Source organism: Pseudoalteromonas sp. 19-MNA-CIBAN-0066, from assembly GCF_040308705.1.
GTDB classification, from domain to species: Bacteria; Pseudomonadota; Gammaproteobacteria; order Enterobacterales; family Alteromonadaceae; genus Pseudoalteromonas; species Pseudoalteromonas nigrifaciens.
In genome coordinates this window covers 47,057-66,664 of sequence record NZ_JBEONZ010000017.1, presented here as the reverse complement: position 1 = coordinate 66,664, position 19,608 = coordinate 47,057, and the positions used below count along the sequence as shown (strand labels likewise).

At 40.7% G+C, this 19,608-nt stretch carries 16 protein-coding genes and 2 pseudogenes; 10 read left to right on the top strand and 8 right to left on the bottom strand.

All coding sequences use genetic code 11. The annotated features are described in order from the left end of the window. Positions 1-80: 80 nt before the first annotated feature. Positions 81-1,112 (bottom strand): LacI family DNA-binding transcriptional regulator, encoded by a 1,032-nt coding sequence (locus tag AAEZ18_RS11275; RefSeq protein WP_182194981.1) that lies wholly within the window; start codon positions 1,110-1,112, stop codon positions 81-83. A gap of 114 nt (positions 1,113-1,226) precedes the next feature. Further along, a complete protein-coding gene (locus AAEZ18_RS11270) occupies positions 1,227-2,126 on the bottom strand; it encodes a LysR family transcriptional regulator (protein WP_182194978.1) in 900 nt (299 codons plus the stop codon). Positions 2,127-2,223: 97 nt separating this feature from the next. Between AAEZ18_RS11270 and AAEZ18_RS11265 the strand changes: the two genes are divergently transcribed. Then, positions 2,224-3,099, top strand: a complete 876-nt coding sequence (locus AAEZ18_RS11265) for a DMT family transporter (RefSeq protein ID WP_010553617.1) — start codon at positions 2,224-2,226, stop codon at positions 3,097-3,099. Between the two features lie 82 nt (positions 3,100-3,181). Here the strand turns inward: AAEZ18_RS11265 and AAEZ18_RS11260 are convergent, their stop codons facing one another. Continuing rightward, the gene (locus AAEZ18_RS11260; protein WP_350594762.1) at positions 3,182-4,402 is read right to left on the bottom strand and encodes a M24 family metallopeptidase; all 1,221 of its coding nucleotides are present in this window, start codon (positions 4,400-4,402) and stop codon (positions 3,182-3,184) included. Positions 4,403-4,604: 202 nt separating this feature from the next. On the opposite strand from AAEZ18_RS11260, the gene AAEZ18_RS11255 reads away from it, so the two are divergent. From AAEZ18_RS11255 to AAEZ18_RS11240, 4 genes are all read left to right on the top strand, one after another. After that, on the top strand, positions 4,605-5,000 hold the full coding sequence (locus AAEZ18_RS11255; protein WP_290193274.1) for a hypothetical protein: 396 nt from the start codon (positions 4,605-4,607) through the stop codon (positions 4,998-5,000). Positions 5,001-5,186: 186 nt separating this feature from the next. Continuing rightward, a complete protein-coding gene (locus AAEZ18_RS11250; protein WP_350594759.1) occupies positions 5,187-5,603 on the top strand; it encodes a carbohydrate porin in 417 nt (138 codons plus the stop codon). Between the two features lie 97 nt (positions 5,604-5,700). Next, entirely contained in the window at positions 5,701-6,111 is a 411-nt protein-coding gene (locus AAEZ18_RS11245) for a carbohydrate porin (protein WP_350594756.1), read from the top strand. After that, positions 6,093-6,494, top strand: coding sequence for a carbohydrate porin (locus AAEZ18_RS11240; RefSeq protein ID WP_350594774.1), 402 nt, complete (start codon positions 6,093-6,095; stop codon positions 6,492-6,494). Before AAEZ18_RS11245 ends, AAEZ18_RS11240 begins: the two co-directional genes overlap by 19 nt. A gap of 110 nt (positions 6,495-6,604) precedes the next feature. Here the strand turns inward: AAEZ18_RS11240 and AAEZ18_RS11235 are convergent, their stop codons facing one another. Then, positions 6,605-7,507: a helix-turn-helix domain-containing protein gene (locus AAEZ18_RS11235; protein WP_338410999.1), complete on the bottom strand. Its 903-nt coding sequence runs from the start codon at positions 7,505-7,507 to the stop codon at positions 6,605-6,607. 185 nt (positions 7,508-7,692) lie between these two features. Here AAEZ18_RS11235 and exaC point away from each other — a divergent pair, with 185 nt between their 5' ends. Both exaC and AAEZ18_RS11225 read left to right on the top strand, forming a co-directional pair. Continuing rightward, positions 7,693-9,213, top strand: coding sequence for an acetaldehyde dehydrogenase ExaC (gene exaC, locus AAEZ18_RS11230; RefSeq protein ID WP_011329851.1), 1,521 nt, complete (start codon positions 7,693-7,695; stop codon positions 9,211-9,213). 264 nt (positions 9,214-9,477) lie between these two features. Beyond that, positions 9,478-9,819, top strand: a pseudogene (locus AAEZ18_RS11225) (hypothetical protein); the annotation flags it as partial. A 104-nt stretch (positions 9,820-9,923) separates the two neighbouring features. Here AAEZ18_RS11225 and AAEZ18_RS11220 read toward each other — a convergent pair. The 4 genes from AAEZ18_RS11220 to AAEZ18_RS11205 all read right to left on the bottom strand — a co-directional run bounded on the left by AAEZ18_RS11220 (position 9,924) and on the right by AAEZ18_RS11205 (position 15,374). After that, positions 9,924-10,349: a hemerythrin domain-containing protein gene (locus AAEZ18_RS11220; protein WP_011329866.1), complete on the bottom strand. Its 426-nt coding sequence runs from the start codon at positions 10,347-10,349 to the stop codon at positions 9,924-9,926. A 220-nt stretch (positions 10,350-10,569) separates the two neighbouring features. Beyond that, complete coding sequence (locus tag AAEZ18_RS11215) at positions 10,570-12,618, bottom strand: S9 family peptidase (RefSeq protein ID WP_350594754.1); 2,049 nt, start codon at positions 12,616-12,618, stop codon at positions 10,570-10,572. 184 nt (positions 12,619-12,802) lie between these two features. Continuing rightward, the gene (locus AAEZ18_RS11210) at positions 12,803-14,029 is read right to left on the bottom strand and encodes a threonine/serine exporter family protein (protein ID WP_041454906.1); all 1,227 of its coding nucleotides are present in this window, start codon (positions 14,027-14,029) and stop codon (positions 12,803-12,805) included. A 115-nt stretch (positions 14,030-14,144) separates the two neighbouring features. Then, on the bottom strand, positions 14,145-15,374 hold the full coding sequence (locus AAEZ18_RS11205) for a glycosyltransferase (RefSeq protein WP_086994632.1): 1,230 nt from the start codon (positions 15,372-15,374) through the stop codon (positions 14,145-14,147). 368 nt (positions 15,375-15,742) lie between these two features. On the opposite strand from AAEZ18_RS11205, the gene AAEZ18_RS11200 reads away from it, so the two are divergent. The 3 genes and pseudogenes from AAEZ18_RS11200 (at position 15,743) to AAEZ18_RS11195 (ending at position 19,551) form a co-directional block, all read left to right on the top strand. After that, a complete protein-coding gene (locus AAEZ18_RS11200) occupies positions 15,743-18,211 on the top strand; it encodes an alpha/beta hydrolase family protein (protein WP_350594753.1) in 2,469 nt (822 codons plus the stop codon). A gap of 51 nt (positions 18,212-18,262) precedes the next feature. Further along, positions 18,263-18,492: pseudogene (locus AAEZ18_RS19930) on the top strand (alpha/beta hydrolase family protein); the annotation flags it as partial. 441 nt (positions 18,493-18,933) lie between these two features. Next, positions 18,934-19,551, top strand: coding sequence for a LysE family translocator (locus AAEZ18_RS11195; RefSeq protein WP_086994626.1), 618 nt, complete (start codon positions 18,934-18,936; stop codon positions 19,549-19,551). The last annotated feature ends 57 nt before the right edge of the window (positions 19,552-19,608 follow it).

Genomic DNA, 19,608 nt, shown 5'->3' with positions numbered 1-19,608 from the left:
TTACAAACGCCATGTAAAACAAAAGCCAAGCTACTTAAGCTTGGCTTTTTAATACATAAAACAATTACAAGGCTTGTAAGCTAACTACTCGCACCAATCTCTAATTCGTAACTGACTTCCTGAGTTTTTTCTTCTTTAGAAATAAATAATTCAGCGGCTATAACGCCTTTTTCTTGGCTGTTTTGATGAATAGTGGTTAGGCGAGGTACAAACCGGGCTGCTTCATCAATACCATCAAAGCCCACAATACGCAGTTCTTCACCTATTTTTATGCCTTGCTTTATTGCTTCTCGCATTGTGGCAAGGGCAATTAAATCACTCATACAAATTATAACGTTAGGATGCGGTGATGCACTAAGTACTTCTTTTGCAGCAATATTGGCAAAACGTTCGCTACTTTCAGGTATATTCCAAATACGATCGTCAGCTACCGTAATATTTGCCTCGCTTAAAGCGCGTTGATAACCACGTAAACGTTGATGAGAAATAGATTGTCCGGCTTCAAATTCGTAATGCTCATACACGCGGCACAATACGTTTTCATCAAGTAATCTAAGTCCCAAAATAGCGACTTTATCATTTTGATTATGTATAACGTGCCTAGCAATTTCGTAACTGGCTTGCTCATTATTTATATTTACAGAGGCATTGCGGGCTATATCAAAGTCAATAGTCACCACATGTTTAGACACTATTTTTAACTGCTCAACCAATGCATTATTACGAGGACGGCCATAACAAATAAAACCATCAACAAAGTCGACTATGTTATTAAGGGTATCGCTATTACCTGAAAACAATAAAACATTAATGCCGTTTTTTTCAAGCACCGAAGTAACACCGCGCATAAAGCTGCTAGCCACAGGATCCGACACCATGTATTCCACACTATCGGGCAGTACTAAAGCGACAATATTAAATGTGCCATTACGCAATGATTGCGCGGCCTTATTAGGCCCGTAATAGCCCAAATTTTTACACGCTGCAAGAATATCTTCTCGGCGTTTAGCCGATAGCTGATCAGGGCGATTAAACGCATTAGAAACCGTAGCATTAGACACACCTAATTCTAGAGCGATACTTTTTAAGGTCCAGTGGGCCGGTTTTCTCATGAGTTATGATTATCCTTTAAAAAGACTGTGCTTAAATTAATAGAGATAGTATAAAATCAAATAATAGTTATAGCTATAAACTGGCATGAAGTATGATGACTTAATACTTTCATTTTATTTTTTAACCTCGGCCCACTGGGCTTTTAGCCAGCGGCTTAGGGTAATAATATCGGTTTGTTTTGCTCGCGATTTTTTATATACAAAATAAAATTTACAGCCGGTTTCAACTCCATGCAGTGGCAACTTAACTAAGTGGTTATCGTGCTGTGAGGCAATAAAAAACGCATCAATAAGCGTAATACCTAAATTATAACGCGCAGCTTCTGCGGCCAGTATAACGTGACTAAAGTGATTAACTCTTACGTTTTTAGGCAGCTCAAAGCCGCCGCTTTTACACCATTGCTGCCAGTCATTGGTGCTACGTTGCTCTGACTCATCATACTGCACCGACAACAGCGGGTACTTCCATAATTCATTGGGCAGCGATTGATTTTTTAATTGCTGCCACATGCCTTTGCCACAAGCAGGGTAAAGCTTTTCTGCAAATAAAAATAAGCTGACAAACTCACCTTTAGGTGGCGTTGTGGTAATAAAACAATCGGCAACACGGTCGCTAAAACCCGCCTCATCTACAATCATATTTAAAGTTAAGTCGATATCTGGCGAGTCATGTTTAAAGCTTTCTAATCGCGGTATTAACCACTTTACAGCTAATGAGCTATAAAGTGCTAAACGAATATGCCCAGGCTCGCCGTAACGTATTTTTTGTGTGGCAGAGGCTAAACTGGTTAATGAATGACTCACTTCTTGATAGTAACGATTGCCCGCGTCGGTTAACGAAAAGCTACGGCCACTGCGGTTAAATAGCGGCTCGTTTAAATATTGCTCTAGTAATTTAACCTGATGGCTCACGGCACTTTGCGTCACATTTAGATGTTCTGCTGCTTTAGAAAAACTATTTAATCGCGCTACAGATTCAAAACACTGAACAGCACGTAATGGGGGTAATTTCATTATTAGTTAAACTCATACTAAAAGTATTTTAATCATTATACATAATTAAACGAATTGCTCTATGCTAGCGTTTTTAATTTGCGGGCACGGAGTAACAATGCAAAAAATATCGGTTGGCTTAGGCATGACATTACTTGTGGTGGGTAATATTATTGCGGTTTTTTCTGACGCTATAATTAAAACTTTACCAGCAGAAAGCCCCACGTTTCAGTTTGTATTTATGCGCCAACTTACCGCAGTATTAATTTTGCTCCCGTTTTGTTTGTCGGCGAATAAAAAACATTTATTTGCCGGTTTAAAATGGCATGCGGTACGCGGACATGTATGGTTATTTGGTATTATATTTATGGTGTTTGCGCTCAAAGCTTTACCGCTTGCAACCGCTAACGCTATTTTTTATGCAGCGCCTTTATTAATGCTGCCTTTAGCAGTAATGATATTTCGTGAACAGCTAACAAAAAGCAGCATAGCTGTGGCTGTTATTGGCTTTATAGGGGTACTTATTGTTATTCAGCCTACCGACATTAATTGGGCGGCTATATTTGCACTTGTAGTCGCAATTACACTGGCAATAAATAATGTACTAATACGAAAGTTACCTAAACACCATAGTATTATGCAAACTTTGTTACTTACCAATTTAGTAGGTATGCCTGTGGGATTAGGTTTGGCGCTGTGGGAAAACGAGCCATGGCATTGGGCCGCACTTATTACGGCGTTTGGCTCTACACTGTTTATTTTAATTTATGCGGGAATTTGCGTGTATGTTTATAGCAAAATCGAATCGAGCCAAGTTGCTAGCGCTGAATATAGTGGCTTAGTGGCAGCTGTCGTTGTTGGGTTATTTTGGTTTGGCGAAGTACCTACACTTGGCTTAATAATTGGCGCATCGTTAATTATTTTACCCTTAGTATGGTTGGCTAACGTACAAAAAAACAAACAGCGATTGGTTAAACGTCAACTCACAAAATAAACTACTGCGCGTGGTGTGCACTGCGCAGTAGTAAATAGTCGTTTAAGCCAAATAAACAAATATAAGTTAATTAGAGCTTATATTACTTTTGTAAACCAAACGGGTCGTCAATACTGTGGCTAGGCTCGGTAAACCATTTTGCACCACTGTCGGTCATATAAAAATGATCTTCTAAGCGCACCCCAAATTCATCCGGTATAACCAGCATTGGCTCGTTACTAAAACACATGCCAGCGGCTAGTGGCGTTTTATTACCGCCTACCAAATAAGGCCATTCGTGAATATCTAAACCAATGCCGTGGCCTGTACGGTGCGGGCAACCAGGTGTTTGATAATCAGGGCCTAAACCTTGCTCAGCTAAGTAGCTGCGCGCAGCTGTATCTACGTCTTCACATGGCACGCCAATTTTTGCTGCATTGAAAGCTGCAATTTGTGCTGCTTTTTCATTATTCCAAAATTGACGTTGGCGATCTGTCGCTTCACCAAACACATAAGTGCGGGTAATATCAGATAAGTAATCATGTACTTTACAGCCAGTATCAATAAGTACCATGTCGCCTTTTTTAAGAATTTGCGGATCTTTTACCCCATGCGGGAATGACGTTGCAAGCCCAAATAACACGATACAAAAGTAGTTACCCGGCGCACCTACTTTTTGATGCGCTAGCTTTATAAATTCTTCTACTTCAGTGGTACTAATACCTTCGTGTAGCATGCTTGCCGTGGCTTGGTGAACCACTAAGGTCATATCCATAGCGCGTTGCATTAACGCCAGCTCATTGGCTGATTTATGCATTCTACAATTTGCTGTAACCGGCTGGGCATTCACTAAATTTAAGCCCGTTTGCGCTTTATTAATACCATCAAAAATAAAGAACTGCGCGCTTTCGTCAATACCAATAGTGCCATTAGCCGCAATACCCATTTCCGTTAATATATTAACAAATAACTGATATGGGTTTTGATGCTCTTGCCAACCACGGATTGGCCCGTCAATTACTTTAAAACCATTAAGTGAGCCAATTTCAAAATAAGGAGCTATGTATTGCACTTCACCTTTAGCTGGCAAAATTGCGCCAACTAAACGCTCACTTGCATACCAACGCATACCGGTAAAATAAGCGAGGTTAGTACCTGCATTTAAATAAATGGCATCAATGCCATTGTTTTGCATATACGTTTGCGCTTTGGCTATACGAGTTAAATACTCTGCCGGTTGAATAGGGGTTAAATCGCTGGTCATATTGCTTAAGCTAGCGAGTGCTTGTTCTTTGGTTTGGGTGCCAATACCAATTGTGGTCATAATGATCTCCTCTTTTATGCGGCTATTGTGCTTGTGCGGCAGGTTAACTGCAAGTTGCTTGCGGTTAAATTTTGTAATCTGAGCATGTATTTAATAAAGCCAATGCGCTATATTAATCTAGGTATGTACTACATAGTCTAGGCATTTTGTTTGCTGTGTATGTTGTTTAGTAAACTATAAAAATAAAAACAAAGGTGGTTGTATGGCTCTGTTGTGGTTGGGGGGGGTATTTATAATAATTGGCACTTTGCCATTTGTACGCTGGTTAAAATGTAAAGTAAGTAAACGCCACTGGCGGGTTTGTGTTGTAGAACAAATAACTGCCGTGGCAAATAATCAAATAACAGCACCCGAAATGTTGCATCAGCCAACTATGCTAGTGAGTTTTCGTTTTGATGGGCAGGTGCACAGTGTATTAGTGGAATATCGTGAAAAAATGTTTACCCGTTTTAAACAAGGTAAAACCTGCACACTGTTAGTTGACAAAAATAACCCGCAGCAGGTTTATAATAACGCAATACTTTGGCAAAGCTACGGATTAGTATGGTTATTAGCCGGTATTAGTTTATGTGCTTTTAGTTATTTTAGTTTGATTTAGCTTGATTTAAATCCCCTCGTTATCCCTTAATAGCGTTTAAGTGCAGCGCTTTTGAGGGAGCCTACCACTCTGTTTACTCTTCTTTTCTCGGAAGGATTCGATAAAATGGCGCTGATGGTAAACATGAAATATAACAAACGAATTAAGTCCTCTTTATCACTACTTTCAATATTATGCGCCGCTACAATGAGTGTTCACGCAGCAGAGCGCCCCGCTGGTTTATCGGATGAGGATATTGCATACGTTAAACAGCTAATTAATAATGAAATGCAAGCGCAGGATGACGCTAAAGCTAAGCAAGAGTTAGATAATGGGTTTGAATTTAATGGCTATTTTCGCTCAGGTACAAATACCATTCTAGGGAGTGGCAGTAAAAACAATGGCTCTTGTTATTCACTTAACTATCCTAAAAATGACGGGGTTTATTATCGCTTAGGTAACGAATGCAGAGACTACAGCGAGTTTCAGCTGAGTAATAAACAGCAGCTAAATGGGGTTAACTTTAAAGCCGTATTTATGATGGACTTTGCCGGGGATTCAAGAGATCCAACCGCAACGGAGGAGTGGTCTAGACGCTCAAGGCAGCTTTATGTTACTCGATAATGGTACGCTATGGATTGGCCGCAGATATTATTACGATAAGGCAGTTGGTAGCGTACATATATTAGATTACAAACATATGCAAAGCTAGGGTAACGGCGTGGGTGTATCTGACATTACGGTAAATGAAACCGATAAGCTGCATCTTGCTGCAATCACTTATGGTGGCGAGGGCGAACTTACAGGTAACAAAGCCACTGCTGATACTAACTATCAAAACTTTATGGCCGACGTACGCTATGAAATGGACGTAGGAGATGCGGGTAAAGTGGTATTTGCACTGCAAAACTTATTTGTAAATGATGCAATTGATGAAGCTGGGCTTACCGATGGCAGAACATTTACAGTGCAATGGCAAAAGCAGTTAGGCAATGTTGATCAAAAAACAGTGATTCAATATGGTACAGGCGCTATGGCGCAAAACCCAGGCGCTGCCGGTACTGATGGCGGAAGCTTGATTATGCGGCAGATAGCAGCTCAAGTGGTTTTCGCATTTTTAACAATGGCTTAGTTGATATTACCGAAAAATTTAAACTTGATTACATGGTAATGTACGAAAAATCATCTGATTATCACACCCTAAAAAGTGTTGGTGTGCGCCCGCATTATTCAATATCGCCACATTGGAGTGTGCTTGGTGAAGTGGGTTATAACGCTTATCAAACCAAAACAAACGGCATTGAAAATGATGAGCAAACACTCATGAAGTATGCGCTAGCATTACAAGCAACAGCCGACTCGACCGAATATTGGTCGCGTCCATCGTTACGCTTTTATCTAAGTAATTTTGATTGGAACAAGGCTGCCGGGCAAGAGTCTGGGTTAAGTGTTGCAGGCAAAGAGGGCGACGAAAGTGCCTTAGTTGCAGGCGCTCAGGTTGAAATTTGGTTTTAATACGCAGTATTAATGTGCAATAAAAAATACAATAAAATAAGTTTCGTAGGCGCATTTAGTGCCTACGAAACGTTAATTAACCTCGCTATAAAATTAATCTAAACCATCACTTAATGATTTTTTTTGGCAATGTTAGCTGGTGGTACGCCATAGGCTTGTTTAAATAATCGGCTAAAATGGCTAGGGCAATTAAAACCCAGCTCATAACACGCTTGGCTAACCGTGCGCCCCTGTAACAATTTACTATAGGCTTTTTTAAGCCTAAGTTGCTGCTGCCACAGTGCTGGGCTAGTACCAAACGCCAACTTAAATTGTTGATAAAACTTGCTGCGACTCATGCAGGCAATTTTACACAGCTTCTCTATATCCAATGCCTCATTTAAGTGCTCTTCTATGTATTGCAAAGCATTATTTACCGGTGTTTTAAGCTGCGGATTATTGCCATGTTTTAGTAATAAATCTCGACTTTGCTGCTGTAGCAAACGGGTAATAAGCTCGTTTAACGATAAGTCGATTAAATAACCTCGCTGCTCGTCGGGCTCACTAAATAAATGCACCATACGCGCTAAAAGTTGTTGGGTTTGGCTATTGTGCTGGCTATGTACCAGCTGTGGTGTATAGGCAAATAAGTCATCGCTGGCAAAGCGTTGCTCAATATTGAGTGCATTAGCCACCTGCGTTATTTTATCTGTGCTTATTTCAATAGCAAGGCAGGTAGTAGGCGCGTTTAAAGATGCTTGTTCAAAGTCAATTAACACCCCTTGCTCTGGTGCTAATACAAAGGATTCGTGAGGTAAAAATGCCTTATGGTATTGGCAGCTCTCTACATGCATTACCTTTTTACCACTAAGCATGGCGCAAAAAAGTAATTCTTTTGAATGCAAAGCTACTTTTTGTGCATTTTGATAAGTATCGTAAATACTTAGCTCGCTATTATCGGCAGCAAAGGTCACTTTATTTTCAATTAGCACCTTTAATTGCTGGCGTTGCTTATTTAATTGCGGAGTATGCATTTTAATCCCTTTTAAATCTGGACTCATAGACAACTTTTGTGGACAGCAATACATGCTTTTAAGTGTTTGATAGTTTAATGTCAATCAATGCTGATTAATTATAAAACAGCACTTGATTAAATATAAAGCAAAAAGACTTATTTAATAGCTCGACTTTTAGCTAATAACAACAAGAGAGTATCACTATGATTTATGCAAATCCAGGCGAAAAAGATGCACTAATTACCTTTAAAGCGCAATACGAAAACTACATTGGAGGAGAATGGGTAAAGCCAGTAAACGGCCAGTACTTTGAAAATATTAGCCCTGTAAACGGTAAAGTATTTTGTAAAGTAGCGCGCTCCGACAAAGACGATATTGAACTTGCGCTCGACAAAGCCCACGCAGTAAAAGCGCAGTGGGGTACTACATCGGTTACCGATCGTAGTAACGTATTACTAAAAATAGCCGACCGTATTGAACAAAATTTAGAGTTACTTGCAGTTGCCGAAACGTGGGATAACGGCAAAGCAATTCGCGAAACACTCGCGGCCGATATTCCACTAGCCGCCGATCACTTTCGTTATTTTGCAGGTTGCCTGCGCTCACAAGAGGGCGGTATTAGTGAAATTGATGAAACTACCGTTGCCTATCATTTTAATGAACCGTTAGGTGTAGTTGGGCAAATAATTCCGTGGAACTTCCCAATACTAATGGCAGCGTGGAAGCTAGCCCCAGCCTTAGCTGCGGGTAACTGTGTAATACTAAAACCAGCAGAGCAAACCCCTGCCTCTATTTTAGTGCTGATGGAAGTGATTGGCGACTTACTGCCAGCGGGCGTACTCAACGTAGTTAATGGCTTTGGTAAAGAAGCAGGTGAAGCCCTGGCTACCAACACCCGTATTGCTAAAATCGCCTTTACGGGGTCTACCCCAGTGGGTTCACATATTTTAAAATGCGCCGCCGAAAACATAATTCCATCAACGGTAGAGCTAGGTGGTAAGTCACCCAATATTTTCTTTAGCGATGTAATGGACAAAGACGACGCTTTTTTATCTAAAGCAATAGAGGGCGCAATACTGGCCTACTTTAACCAAGGTGAAGTATGTACTTGCCCATCGCGACTATTTATTCAAGAAGATATTTACGAGCAATTTATTGAACGCATTTTACAGCGCACTGCACAAATTAAACGTGGTAACCCGCTAGATACCGAAACCATGGTAGGTGCGCAGGCGTCTAAAGCGCAATTTGATAAAATATTAAGCTACATCGAAATAGGTAAAAAAGAAGGCGCCGAAGTACTTACTGGTGGCAACGTAGAGCAGTTAAGCGATGATCTTAACGGCGGATATTACATTCAGCCTACGCTATTAAAAGGCACCAACGACATGCGGGTATTCCAAGAAGAGATTTTTGGCCCGGTTATTTCAATGTCGACCTTTAAAGACGAAGCCGAAGCGTTGGCACTTGCCAATAGCTCTGAATTTGGTTTAGGCGCCGGTGTATGGAGCCGCAACATGAACCAAGCGTATCGTATGGGGCGTAAAATTGAGGCAGGCCGAGTATGGACTAACTGCTACCACATGTATCCGGCTCATGCCGCGTTTGGCGGCTATAAAAAATCAGGTATTGGTCGCGAAAACCACAAACTCGCACTGGGTCACTACCAACAAACTAAAAACCTATTAGTAAGCTACAGCGAAGATCCGCTCGGCTTCTTTTAATTTTAAGTACAAAGTTTAAATAAACAACCGTTAAGTAATGACAGCGCTGCATATTTGCAGCGCTTTTTTGTATATTGGTTTAATGAATTTAAAACGACTCAACCGCGTAAACGCTCCTAGCACTAGGATAGTGCGCACCATGAAATTACATAAAAGTTGTAACCCATACTCATTGAAGGTAAGCATCAATCGTGTTTTTGCACACTTTTCATTATATGTGTTCTTTTTTCCGTGTTAAAAAAGGGTGTTTCACACCAGCTAAATTTTATTGTAATGATAATGTGGACGCTGGATAAATTTGTGAATCCGGCACATAGCGCCGGTATTTTTGAAAAGTTTTATGGCATTAGTGGGTCAACAGATATAGTGGCGTATGTGTTAGGTGCGCTGCAATTAGTTTTAGTCTTAGCATTTTTGGCGGGTATTAAAAAGCGACTTACTTACGGAATCATTTTTGTAATGCATGGCTTGTCTACACTTTCATCGTACAACCAGTACATAGATGGCTTTAACAACTTAGTATTCTTTACTGCATGGCCAATGTCGGCTGCGTGTTTTGCGTTGTATTTACTGCGCGACCAAGACGTAAAATTTACTATAAAGTAATACATAAAAAATTGGTTATAAGCCGCTTGGCTTATAACCAAATAGTACACAAGGGAGTGTATCAAAGTTAAAGTTATAGCGTATAAAGTAGTTACTGCATGCAGTTAGTGCATTGCATCGTTGTAGTGCTCAGCTAAGCTTTCTTTTTGCCCTTCGGTTAGTGCTTTGCCGGCTAGTTGAAATACTTCGTGCTCTTCCTCATCTAAGTGATGATGCACTAAATGATGGAGTTTTTTAGCAGCAACCAACCACGCTGGTGAACTCCTATCGGTTTCTTCAAGTTGTTCAATTAATTCATCAATATCATGATGTTCTGCCACACTATGGCGGGCTTTTTCATGGGTTAGATCTTCAAACATCAGTGGGTTATAAAAATAACGCTCTTCAAACTTTGCATGTTGTTTTAGCTGTGTTTTTAGTTCAAGCATTAACTTTTGACGCTCATCTGTATCACCATGAGTTTGAATAAGCGCATCTACTAACTTACGCTGTATGTCATGATCGGCGCGTAGTGCTTCAAAAATATTCATTTTATTTCCTACTTTACTCATTGTTTAAATAATATGAAGCAAATATAAGGCCATTTTTAATACACTGTAATACAAGGGGTTTTGTTTTTATTACAAAGAGATTATTTGAGAGGTGTGTAAAAATTACTATGCACTGTATAAAGCTAACAACAAAAAGGGCTAATATTGCTACTAGCCCTGTAATAAAATAACTTACTTATTCATAACCGTATTTAGCTAGCTATTTATTTGCGTCTTTTATTGCTTTAAGTTTAGCTGCGTGGTCAATTTCAAACGCGGGCATGTCTTTATTGCCATCGATCAGGTAGTTATCCATCCAACGCATTAAACGTAAGCTGTAGTCGTACTGAGCTGCTACTTTACGGTTACCGTGGCCCTCGCCAGGGTAGTAAACTAAACGCACGTCTTTACCTTGCACTTTCATGTAGCGGTATAGCTCCATTGATTGCGCTGGGTGTACACGAGGATCGTCTTTACCGTGCATAATTAATAATGGTGTTTTAGATTGTCCAGCCCAATAAATAGGGCTGCGCTCTAAGTACCATTGCCATTTATCCCAAGGGTATGAACGAGCATGTACTAGGTTCATTTCGTTAGATATATCGGTAGTACCAAACTTAGATAATTGATTAGATACGCCAACAAACATTACGCTGGCAGCAAAGTGCTCAGTTAATTTTGTTGCGCCCCACGCAGAAGCATAACCGCCGTATGAGCCACCAGTAATACCAACACGTTTAGTGTCTACTAAACCCATATCAACAAGGTGGTTTTTAAAATCTACTAAGTCATCAAACTCTTTGCCTGCGTAGTCATTTTGGCCAAGTTTAGAGTAATCAACCCCTTTACCCGTTGAGCCACGATAATTTGGATAAAATACAGCGTAACCACGAGCTGCTCCCATTTGACCAGGACGTGAGTAGTTAGTTAACCAACCGTCTTTGTCATGGCTTTCAGGGCCGCCATGTACCGACATGATTAATGGGTAACGTGTCCCTTTTTTATAATCAAGCGGATACACAAGTACACCATCAATTTCTACGCCGTCACGGGCTTTTAAATTAATTGTTTGTTGCTTGGCAAAGCGCTTGTCGTTTAGCCACGTGTTTGAATCGGTTAAACGCTCTGCTTTTTTGCTACGAACAATAAACACTTCGTTAGGATGTTTTGCGGTATTGGCGCGCAGCGCTAAGGTTTTATCTGAAGCAGAGATACTTAGGCTTGAGGCAATAAATTGACCTTCTTTAACTATTTTTTTGTATTTATTGCTGCAGGTTTTAATGCTGCCGACAAAGCTTTGGGTGCCTACATTGGCAATAAAGTTTAAGGTATTGCGTTTATTCTGCCATTCAATATCGGCTACGTGGCCGCTAAAGTTGGGTAACCACTCATCTACTTTACCGCTTTTTGTATCGGCTAAAAATAAGCGACCAGTAGCAGGATCGTGTTTATCTTGTGCGCCTAAAATTGCGATATAACGACCATCATGAGAAAGCTCTGCTGTACCAAGTTTACCCTCTGTGGCAAACGACATAGTTACTTGATTACTTGCTATATCAAACAAGTGCCATTGTGATTTTGTGTACTTATCATCAATTAACGCAGTAGGCTGAGTTTTAACCAGTAGCTTTTTGCCATCGGCAGCCCAGTTAACATCACTAACATAGTTAGCTACATTGAGCGCGGCAGGTGAAAGTGGCTTATCGGTTTGTTTTAAATCAGCAATAAACAGCTGTTTGTTTTTTAAACCTTGTTCGTATACCTCTGCCATAAAGCCTAATTTTTTAAGCTCTTTATCAGATTTATCAGCTGCTGGCATTGCCAAAATAGCGAGGTGTTTATTGTCAGGGCTTAGTGCGTAGCTTGAAATAGAGGTATCTTTTAATGACAGTACTTTATGTGCTTGGCCGCCATCAACCGGAATTTGATAAAGCGCGGTAAATTTGTCATCTTTTAATTTTGCTAAAAAGTAGATGGTTTTACTGTTGTTAGACCATTGAATGCTGCTAATACTAACCGAACCGGTAATAAAAGGGCGCTCTACACCTTTGTCGTTAACCACATACAGCTCACGGTAGTTAGTGCCATTTTCATCAACGTACAGCTCACGCGGCACCGAACGAGTAAAAGCGACATTATCGCCATCTGGACTAATACTGGTTTGAATAACTGATTGAATTTTTGGGATATCTTCAACCGTTAATACTGTTGAAGCACTTACCAATGAGCTAGATAATCCCATTGCAAGCACTAAGCTAAGTTTTAACATTAAACTTTCCTTTATATACACGTTAACTTGGCAGTATAGCAAGGCTGATGTAATAGGCTAAAAAATGCGATTAACACACTGTTTATAAAGGTTAATGGATAAAGCGGTGATAAAAGTAATGACGCCAACTTTTATCACAAATGTTGGCGTATATTTTAATTAATGGATAGGTGAGAAAAGCGCGTTACAAACTCTTTTTAGGTGGCAGTGCTACGTTGGCAAAAATTAACCCAGCTACTAGCGACATAAAAATTAAAAACGTTTGCTGGCCTATATGTTCTGCATAAACAAAGTCTTGACCTTCAATAAGCGAGTTTAAGCCAATATAGGTTTTGCTACCCGGCACTAATACAATTAAGCCTTGCATAGCAACAATAGAAGCGGGGGCGTTGGCCACGCGATTAAATAAGTTACTAAATATGCCAACGGCTAATGCGCCAACAAAGGTCCCTAAGGTGTAATCGAGATACATAGCAGAGCCAATACTGGTGCCATAAGCAATAAAACCAGACGCAATAGACCACACGGCATGTTTAAGCTTGGTTCTAAATATGACTATTAGGCTGCTACACAGCAAAAATATAGCAAGCCAAGGCGTCCACGCTGGCAGTGGCGCAGGTTGCACAAAGTCGGCCTGTCCAAATAATGCAAAACCAATACCTATGCCAATAAAACCACCAAAGTAGAGTTTAAACAGCAACATGAATGAGTCCATCACCCGTGCTGTACCCGACACTAAGTGCCTTGCTGCAAGTTCTGCTAATCCTAGGGCTAATGCTAAACCCGGAATAAATACAATGATGGACGACAGTACCACTAAACGTATATTGATCTCTGGGGCAAAATAAACACTAATAGCACAAGCAACGATTGACGATACAATTGCTACCAAAGGCTCAAGCATGTGGGCGACACGTTTTGAGCGCCCCGACCACAGCACAAACAAGTATACAAGAGATGAGAGTAACGCAGACCAAGCTACATCAAACCAACTGGTGCCCATTAACATAGCAAACGCACCACCAGATGTGGCAAACGCAATGCCCGTAGTGAGTTTATTGTAAGAGTTAGGAGCAACAAAAATAATGTCTAGCTGTTCGTCCACTTCGTGCAAGGTTAACTTGCCATCAAGCATTTGATTAACTAAGTCGTCGGTGTCGGCAAGTGAGCCTAGGTCGTGATCGCCAGGATCTACCCGTGCAACATGGGTATACTCGTCTTCGTGGCCGTCGGTCCAAATAACAAAGGTAACGGAGGTAGGCGACATAACAAACGACGATTTAAGGTCTAAGTAGGTCGCAACTTCCATTAAATGCGCTTCTAAGCGGTATGCGGGCGTACCATATTTGTGCAGCATTTTACCTAATTTAACGATAAATTTGCGTTTTTCTGTAAAGGTTGCGTTTTTCAAATGCTTTTAAGCCAACGGTTAAATAACTAAGCTAAAAATATAGACAAAATTGCGAAATTTGCCCACGTTTAATGGGCGCGATTTTAAACACTAATTGGTGTGTGTCTAGTCATTTTTAATCTAATTTTTTATTTTTTTCAGCTATCCATTGCGACATGTATTGTGTGCTGCGCATTGTATGATGTTTGAGCATTTGGCCTGTAAAGTTTTTTTCGCGATGGGCATTTAAATCGCTACTTATTGAATCGACTTTTTGAATTAACGCAGCGCTTAATTGGGCTTTGTCATACAGCGTATTAAGTAGTGTATTGCCATCTTGTTGTGCTTGTTCAAATTCACTTTGATTGTTGTACATTTCAACGGCTGCATTTGCAAAATCTTCGGCGGTGTTTGCTATTTTTCCAGGCCAAGGTAACTCATTATGCATACCTTCACTGCCAATATTAGTGGTAACACTTGGGGTTTGCATAATCATGGCTTCAAGTAATTTACCTTTAATACCTGCGCCAAAACGCAGTGGTGCTAAACATACTCGTGCGCTTTGCATTACCTCAAACGCATTATCGGCCCAGCCTTTAATTAAAAACCCCGATTTAGGGTTGTTAAGTGCAGTTGCTTTTGGCGGCGGGTACGATCCATAAATATGCAGCTCAGCTTTAGGCAGTTGCTTGCGAATAAGAGGCCAAATTTGTTGTAAATAAAGCACTGCATCCCAGTTTGGCGCGTGCCTAAAGTTACCTATGGTCATAAAGTGTTGGCGCTGCTCAAAGGTTTTAGTGCTGGTGGGCAATGTGTTTAAATCGACCATAAAAGGTAAATGGTGTAATAAGCTAGGCTCTATTTTAAAGACATCATTAAGTAAACTCATTTCATAGCTAGAAATAATAAGGCTTAAATCGCAACGTAAGATGGCTGCAATTTCGCGTTTTGCTATGTCTGAATGCAAGTCGTTAGTGGTAAATTCTCGCTCGCCTTTGTGGGCTTCGTGGCGGGCATTACGCAAACATTGTAGATCTTCGGTATCTAAAATTTTCAGCGCATTCGGGCAATGCTTATCAACGCGCCAACCAAACTGCTCTTCCATCATAAAACGATCAAACATAACGATATCGGGAGCATATGCTTTAACGTAATCGTCAAAACTTTCGCAGTTAAGCGCAATGCTCTGGCTACTAATACCAAAGTCGTCAAGGTTGACCATGTGCTCGGTGCGCAGTGCCGGCGTTGCAAACTCTACTTGCCAGTTTTGGGCTCTAAAGGCATTTAATAACGACATCATGTGCGTGCCTGCAGCAGATGAGTTGGGCTCTGGCCATACGTAGCCAATTACCAGCACTTTTTTCATTGGCTAGGATCTCTTATTAGTAAGTTTAAATTTACCCATATAGAAACAGGTAAGCTTATTTTTGTGATGGTTATTACAATATTAACGGTAGTAGCACAGTAAATTTAGCGCACTAGTTCTACACAAGTTCAATGCTTATAAAGTCATTTTTTATTAATGGGTAATATTAAAAAATATGACAGCATTTACTTTATTCATCAGCATTGTTTTTTAGGTGTACAGCACTTTATAAATAGCGCTGTAGTGTAGCTTAAGTTAGGGTGGCGATAAATCATTTACGCTATTTTGTATAACCTTAATGCTTTATGAATGCGGCAAAACATGTTTAGATAGCTTTATTAAACTAAATAATTACTAAAGGACAAAACATGAACGCTTTTAGGCTGTTAGTTGCCTTTATTGGCTGTATTGCATTACTGCCAATGAGCTATGCAGAGCAAGGATATCAAACGCCATCGGCTGAACTTGCTGCATTAGTAGATGCTAAGTTATCGCCCACCAGTAGTTTGTCAGACGATGGCCAATGGCTGGCATTGTTTGAGCGCAAACGTGTAGTTTCGTTAGATGAGTTGGCAAAAGAGGAGCTTAAACTGGCGGGTATTAAACTCAACCCGGCAAACTTTTCACGCTCACGCGTAAGTGCAAAATACAGTGCGGTGCAAATTAAACACGTACAAAGTGGTACGGTTATTAATATTAATAACTTGCCACAAGGTATTATTCGCGCGCCAAAGTGGTCATCAAATAGTGAGTACTTAGCCTTTGTGGTTGAGCAAAAAAATGATGCGCGTTTATGGTTATACAATGTAAAAACAAAACAAGCTAATGAGCTAAACTCAATTGCGCTAAACTCTGTCCTTACTGCATCCCCCTATGAATGGCTACCCGATAGCAGTGCCTTGGTTGCAAATTTAGCCGTTAATTTAGGAAAAACCAGGTTACAAAATGATAGTCAAAGTACTGTGCCTGTTATTCAGCAAAGTAGCGGCGAAAAAGCCCCTGCACGTACTTATCAAAACTTATTAACCGGTCCGTTTGATGAGGCGCAGTTTAAGTTTTATGGCCAAGGGCAACTCGCCTATATAACGCTTGATGGACATGCGCAACCGATTGGCCGCCCTGCGTTGCTTAAGTCATTTTCAGTATCACCCGACTCAACCAATATATTAGTGGCAAGCATAAACGAGCCATTTTCGTATCAAGTTCCATACAACCGCTTTGCTACAACATGGCAAATATGGGGAATGCGTGGTTTTTCATTAGTTGAGCTGGCAAAACAACCATTAGCCGATAATATTCCACAAGGCTACGACAGTGTACGTACTGGCAGACGTGACTTTGAGTGGCGAGCCGATCAAGGTGCAGAGGTTATTTGGGCTGAAGCGCAAGATGGTGGTGATATGAAAACCGATGTTGAATATCACGACTTTATTTACAGCTTACGTGCACCGTTTAAGCGCGAGCCTAAACTGTTTGCTAAAGTAGAGCGTCGTTATTCGGGTATAGAATGGGGTAACGATAATATTGCTATGCTCAGCGATTGGCGCTTTAGTGACCGCCAAGTGCGTACTTATATTATTGCCCCACGTGATGCTGATAAAAACCGCATATTATTTTCAGAGCGTAGTTACAACGATGCCTACAAAGACCCTGGTAGAGCACTATATGAGCGCAATGATTTAGGCAGCAAGGTAATAAAAGTGGTTGGCGGACGCTATCTATTTTTACGCGGTAATGGCGCATCAGAGCAAGGTAATGTGCCGTTTTTAGACCAATACGATGTAAAAACTAATAGCAGCAAACGTTTGTGGCAATCAGCGGCACCTTATTATGAGCGTGTTCGTGCGTTACTTGATGACGAAGGAAAGCGTTTTATTACTATTAGAGAGTCTAAAACAGAGCAACCTAACTTTTTTATTCGTGATTTAAATAAACAAAATTTAACTCAAATTACTAATTTTGAGCACCCTTACCCTGCATTTAAAGGCGTAACAAAAGAGCAATTACGTTATACCCGAGATGACGGTGTTGAGCTTTCAGGCACACTTTATTTACCACCAGGTTATGATAAATCTCAAGGTCCATTACCTGTATTAATGTGGGCATACCCGCTTGAATATAAAGACAAAGCAGTCGCTTCTCAAGTGCGTGAATCGCCTTATGAGTTTACCTCTATTGGTTACTGGGGCCCGATGCCTTACTTAGCTAAAGGTATTGCGGTGTTTGACGATCCTAAAATGCCTATTGTAGGTATTGAGGGCAGTGAACCAAATGATAACTTTAGAAAGCAACTAGTGGCCAGCGCACAAGCTGCCGTAGATGTATTGGTTAAAAAAGGAATTGCTGATAAAAACAATATTGCCATAGCAGGGCATTCATATGGTGCATTTATGGTGGCTAACTTATTAGCGCATAGTGACTTGTTTAAAACCGGTATTGCCCGCAGTGGCGCGTATAATCGCACCTTAACGCCGTTTGGCTTTCAAGGCGAAGAGCGCGACTTTTGGCAAGCCCAAGATGTGTACGCAAACATGTCGCCCTTTTTTCATGCCGAAAAAATTAACGAGCCAATGTTGATGATTCACGGGCAAGAAGATCCGAATTCTGGAACTTTTCCAATGCAAAGTGAGCGTATGTACGCCGCGTTAAAAGGCTTAGGTAAAGAAGCGCGTTTAGTTATGCTACCTCATGAAGCACATGGCTATCGAGCTCGTAAAAGTTTACTGCATGTATTGTGGGAGCAAGAACAGTGGTTAGATAAGTACTTACTTAATGACTCTGCCGAGCCGGTAAAGGTAATAACTGAGCAAGTGGCAGAGCCAACACCGAGCCAGTAGTAAAGTACGTGTTTATGCTGTGAGAGCAAGAAGATCCACTCTAAATCTCACGGCACCTTCCCAATGCAAAGTGAGCGTATGTACGCCGCGTTAAAAGGCTTAGGTAAAGAAGCGCGTTTAGTTATGCTACCCCAGAAGCAAATGGCTATCGAGCCCGTAAAAGCTTACTGCATGTATTGTGGAAGCAAGAGCAGTGGTTAGATAAGTACTTACTTAATGACTCTGCCGAGCCGGTAAAGGTAATAACTGAGCAAGTGGCAGAGCAAACACCGAGGCAGTAGTAAAGTACGTGTTTATGCTTGAGAGCAAGAAGATCCACTCTAAATCTCACAGCACCTTCCCAATGCAAAGTGAGCGTATGTACGCCGCACTTTAGAGCAACAAAATGTATTTTTGCACTTTATCATCTCAGACTTTTGCCATATATGAGTGTATAAAATTTCCAAATTCAGACGCTTTTTGTTTTTCATAATAAAGGATAAATAACGCGAAAGCCTTGCTGTTCAGGGCTTTCAAGTGGGGAGATGTTTTACTAATAGGTAAAATTTATTTTGGGCTGATACTTTGTTTAAGGGGGAGGTAACCTTACCAAAACTGGCTCAATGTGAGCGAGTACAAATGGTCATATTACATATCATTTATCTTTCACCTTAGCTCTTTTTCCTTTACCCTTTCGCCTAGAACCTATTACAACTTTGTCTTTAACCCATTACGAGTTTTAAATGATTGATATAACTGTACTCGCGGTATTTATTCCCACCTTCTTTTTTGTTTCGATCACCCCAGGTATGTGTATGACGTTAGCCATGACGCTAGGCATGAGTATTGGCGTGCGGCGCACTTTATGGATGATGCTTGGCGAGCTACTCGGCGTTGCTAGTGTTGCCGTTGCTGCAGTGCTAGGCGTGGCGAGTATTATGCTTAATTATCCAGAGGCGTTTGCTATTTTAAAGTGGGTAGGCGGTGCATACTTAATTTACATTGGTATAAATATGTGGCGTTCTAAAGGAAAAATGTCGGTAAATACCAGCAATGCCACAGCTGTAAGTCGCGAGTCGCTGTTTACGCAAGGCTTTGTAACTGCAATAGCCAACCCAAAAGGCTGGGCGTTTATGATCTCATTACTACCACCATTTATAAGCATTGAACATGACGTAGCCCCGCAACTATTAGTGTTGTTAAGTGTAATAATGGTTACCGAATTTTTAAGTATGTTGGCTTATGCAACAGGTGGAAAAAGCTTACGATTATTTTTAACGCGCGGTAATAACATCCAGTGGATGAATCGCATTGCGGGCAGTTTAATGGTCGCCGTTGGTGTATGGCTGGCTTTAGGGTAGTGCTTTAATAGATTAATTACTCGGCATTACAATATTAAAAAAGTAGTTTTCTTTTGT

Coding starts and splice junctions, on each gene's coding strand:
- AAEZ18_RS11275 (WP_182194981.1), bottom strand. CDS start 1,112: ATGAGAAAACCGGCCCACTGGACCTTAAAAAGTATCGCTCTAGAATTA.
- AAEZ18_RS11270 (WP_182194978.1), bottom strand. CDS start 2,126: ATGAAATTACCCCCATTACGTGCTGTTCAGTGTTTTGAATCTGTAGCG.
- AAEZ18_RS11265 (WP_010553617.1), top strand. CDS start 2,224: ATGCAAAAAATATCGGTTGGCTTAGGCATGACATTACTTGTGGTGGGT.
- AAEZ18_RS11260 (WP_350594762.1), bottom strand. CDS start 4,402: ATGACCACAATTGGTATTGGCACCCAAACCAAAGAACAAGCACTCGCT.
- AAEZ18_RS11255 (WP_290193274.1), top strand. CDS start 4,605: ATGGCTCTGTTGTGGTTGGGGGGGGTATTTATAATAATTGGCACTTTG.
- AAEZ18_RS11250 (WP_350594759.1), top strand. CDS start 5,187: ATGAGTGTTCACGCAGCAGAGCGCCCCGCTGGTTTATCGGATGAGGAT.
- AAEZ18_RS11235 (WP_338410999.1), bottom strand. CDS start 7,507: ATGCATACTCCGCAATTAAATAAGCAACGCCAGCAATTAAAGGTGCTA.
- exaC (WP_011329851.1), top strand. CDS start 7,693: ATGATTTATGCAAATCCAGGCGAAAAAGATGCACTAATTACCTTTAAA.
- AAEZ18_RS11220 (WP_011329866.1), bottom strand. CDS start 10,349: ATGAATATTTTTGAAGCACTACGCGCCGATCATGACATACAGCGTAAG.
- AAEZ18_RS11215 (WP_350594754.1), bottom strand. CDS start 12,618: ATGTTAAAACTTAGCTTAGTGCTTGCAATGGGATTATCTAGCTCATTG.
- AAEZ18_RS11205 (WP_086994632.1), bottom strand. CDS start 15,374: ATGAAAAAAGTGCTGGTAATTGGCTACGTATGGCCAGAGCCCAACTCA.
- AAEZ18_RS11200 (WP_350594753.1), top strand. CDS start 15,743: ATGAACGCTTTTAGGCTGTTAGTTGCCTTTATTGGCTGTATTGCATTA.
- AAEZ18_RS11195 (WP_086994626.1), top strand. CDS start 18,934: ATGATTGATATAACTGTACTCGCGGTATTTATTCCCACCTTCTTTTTT.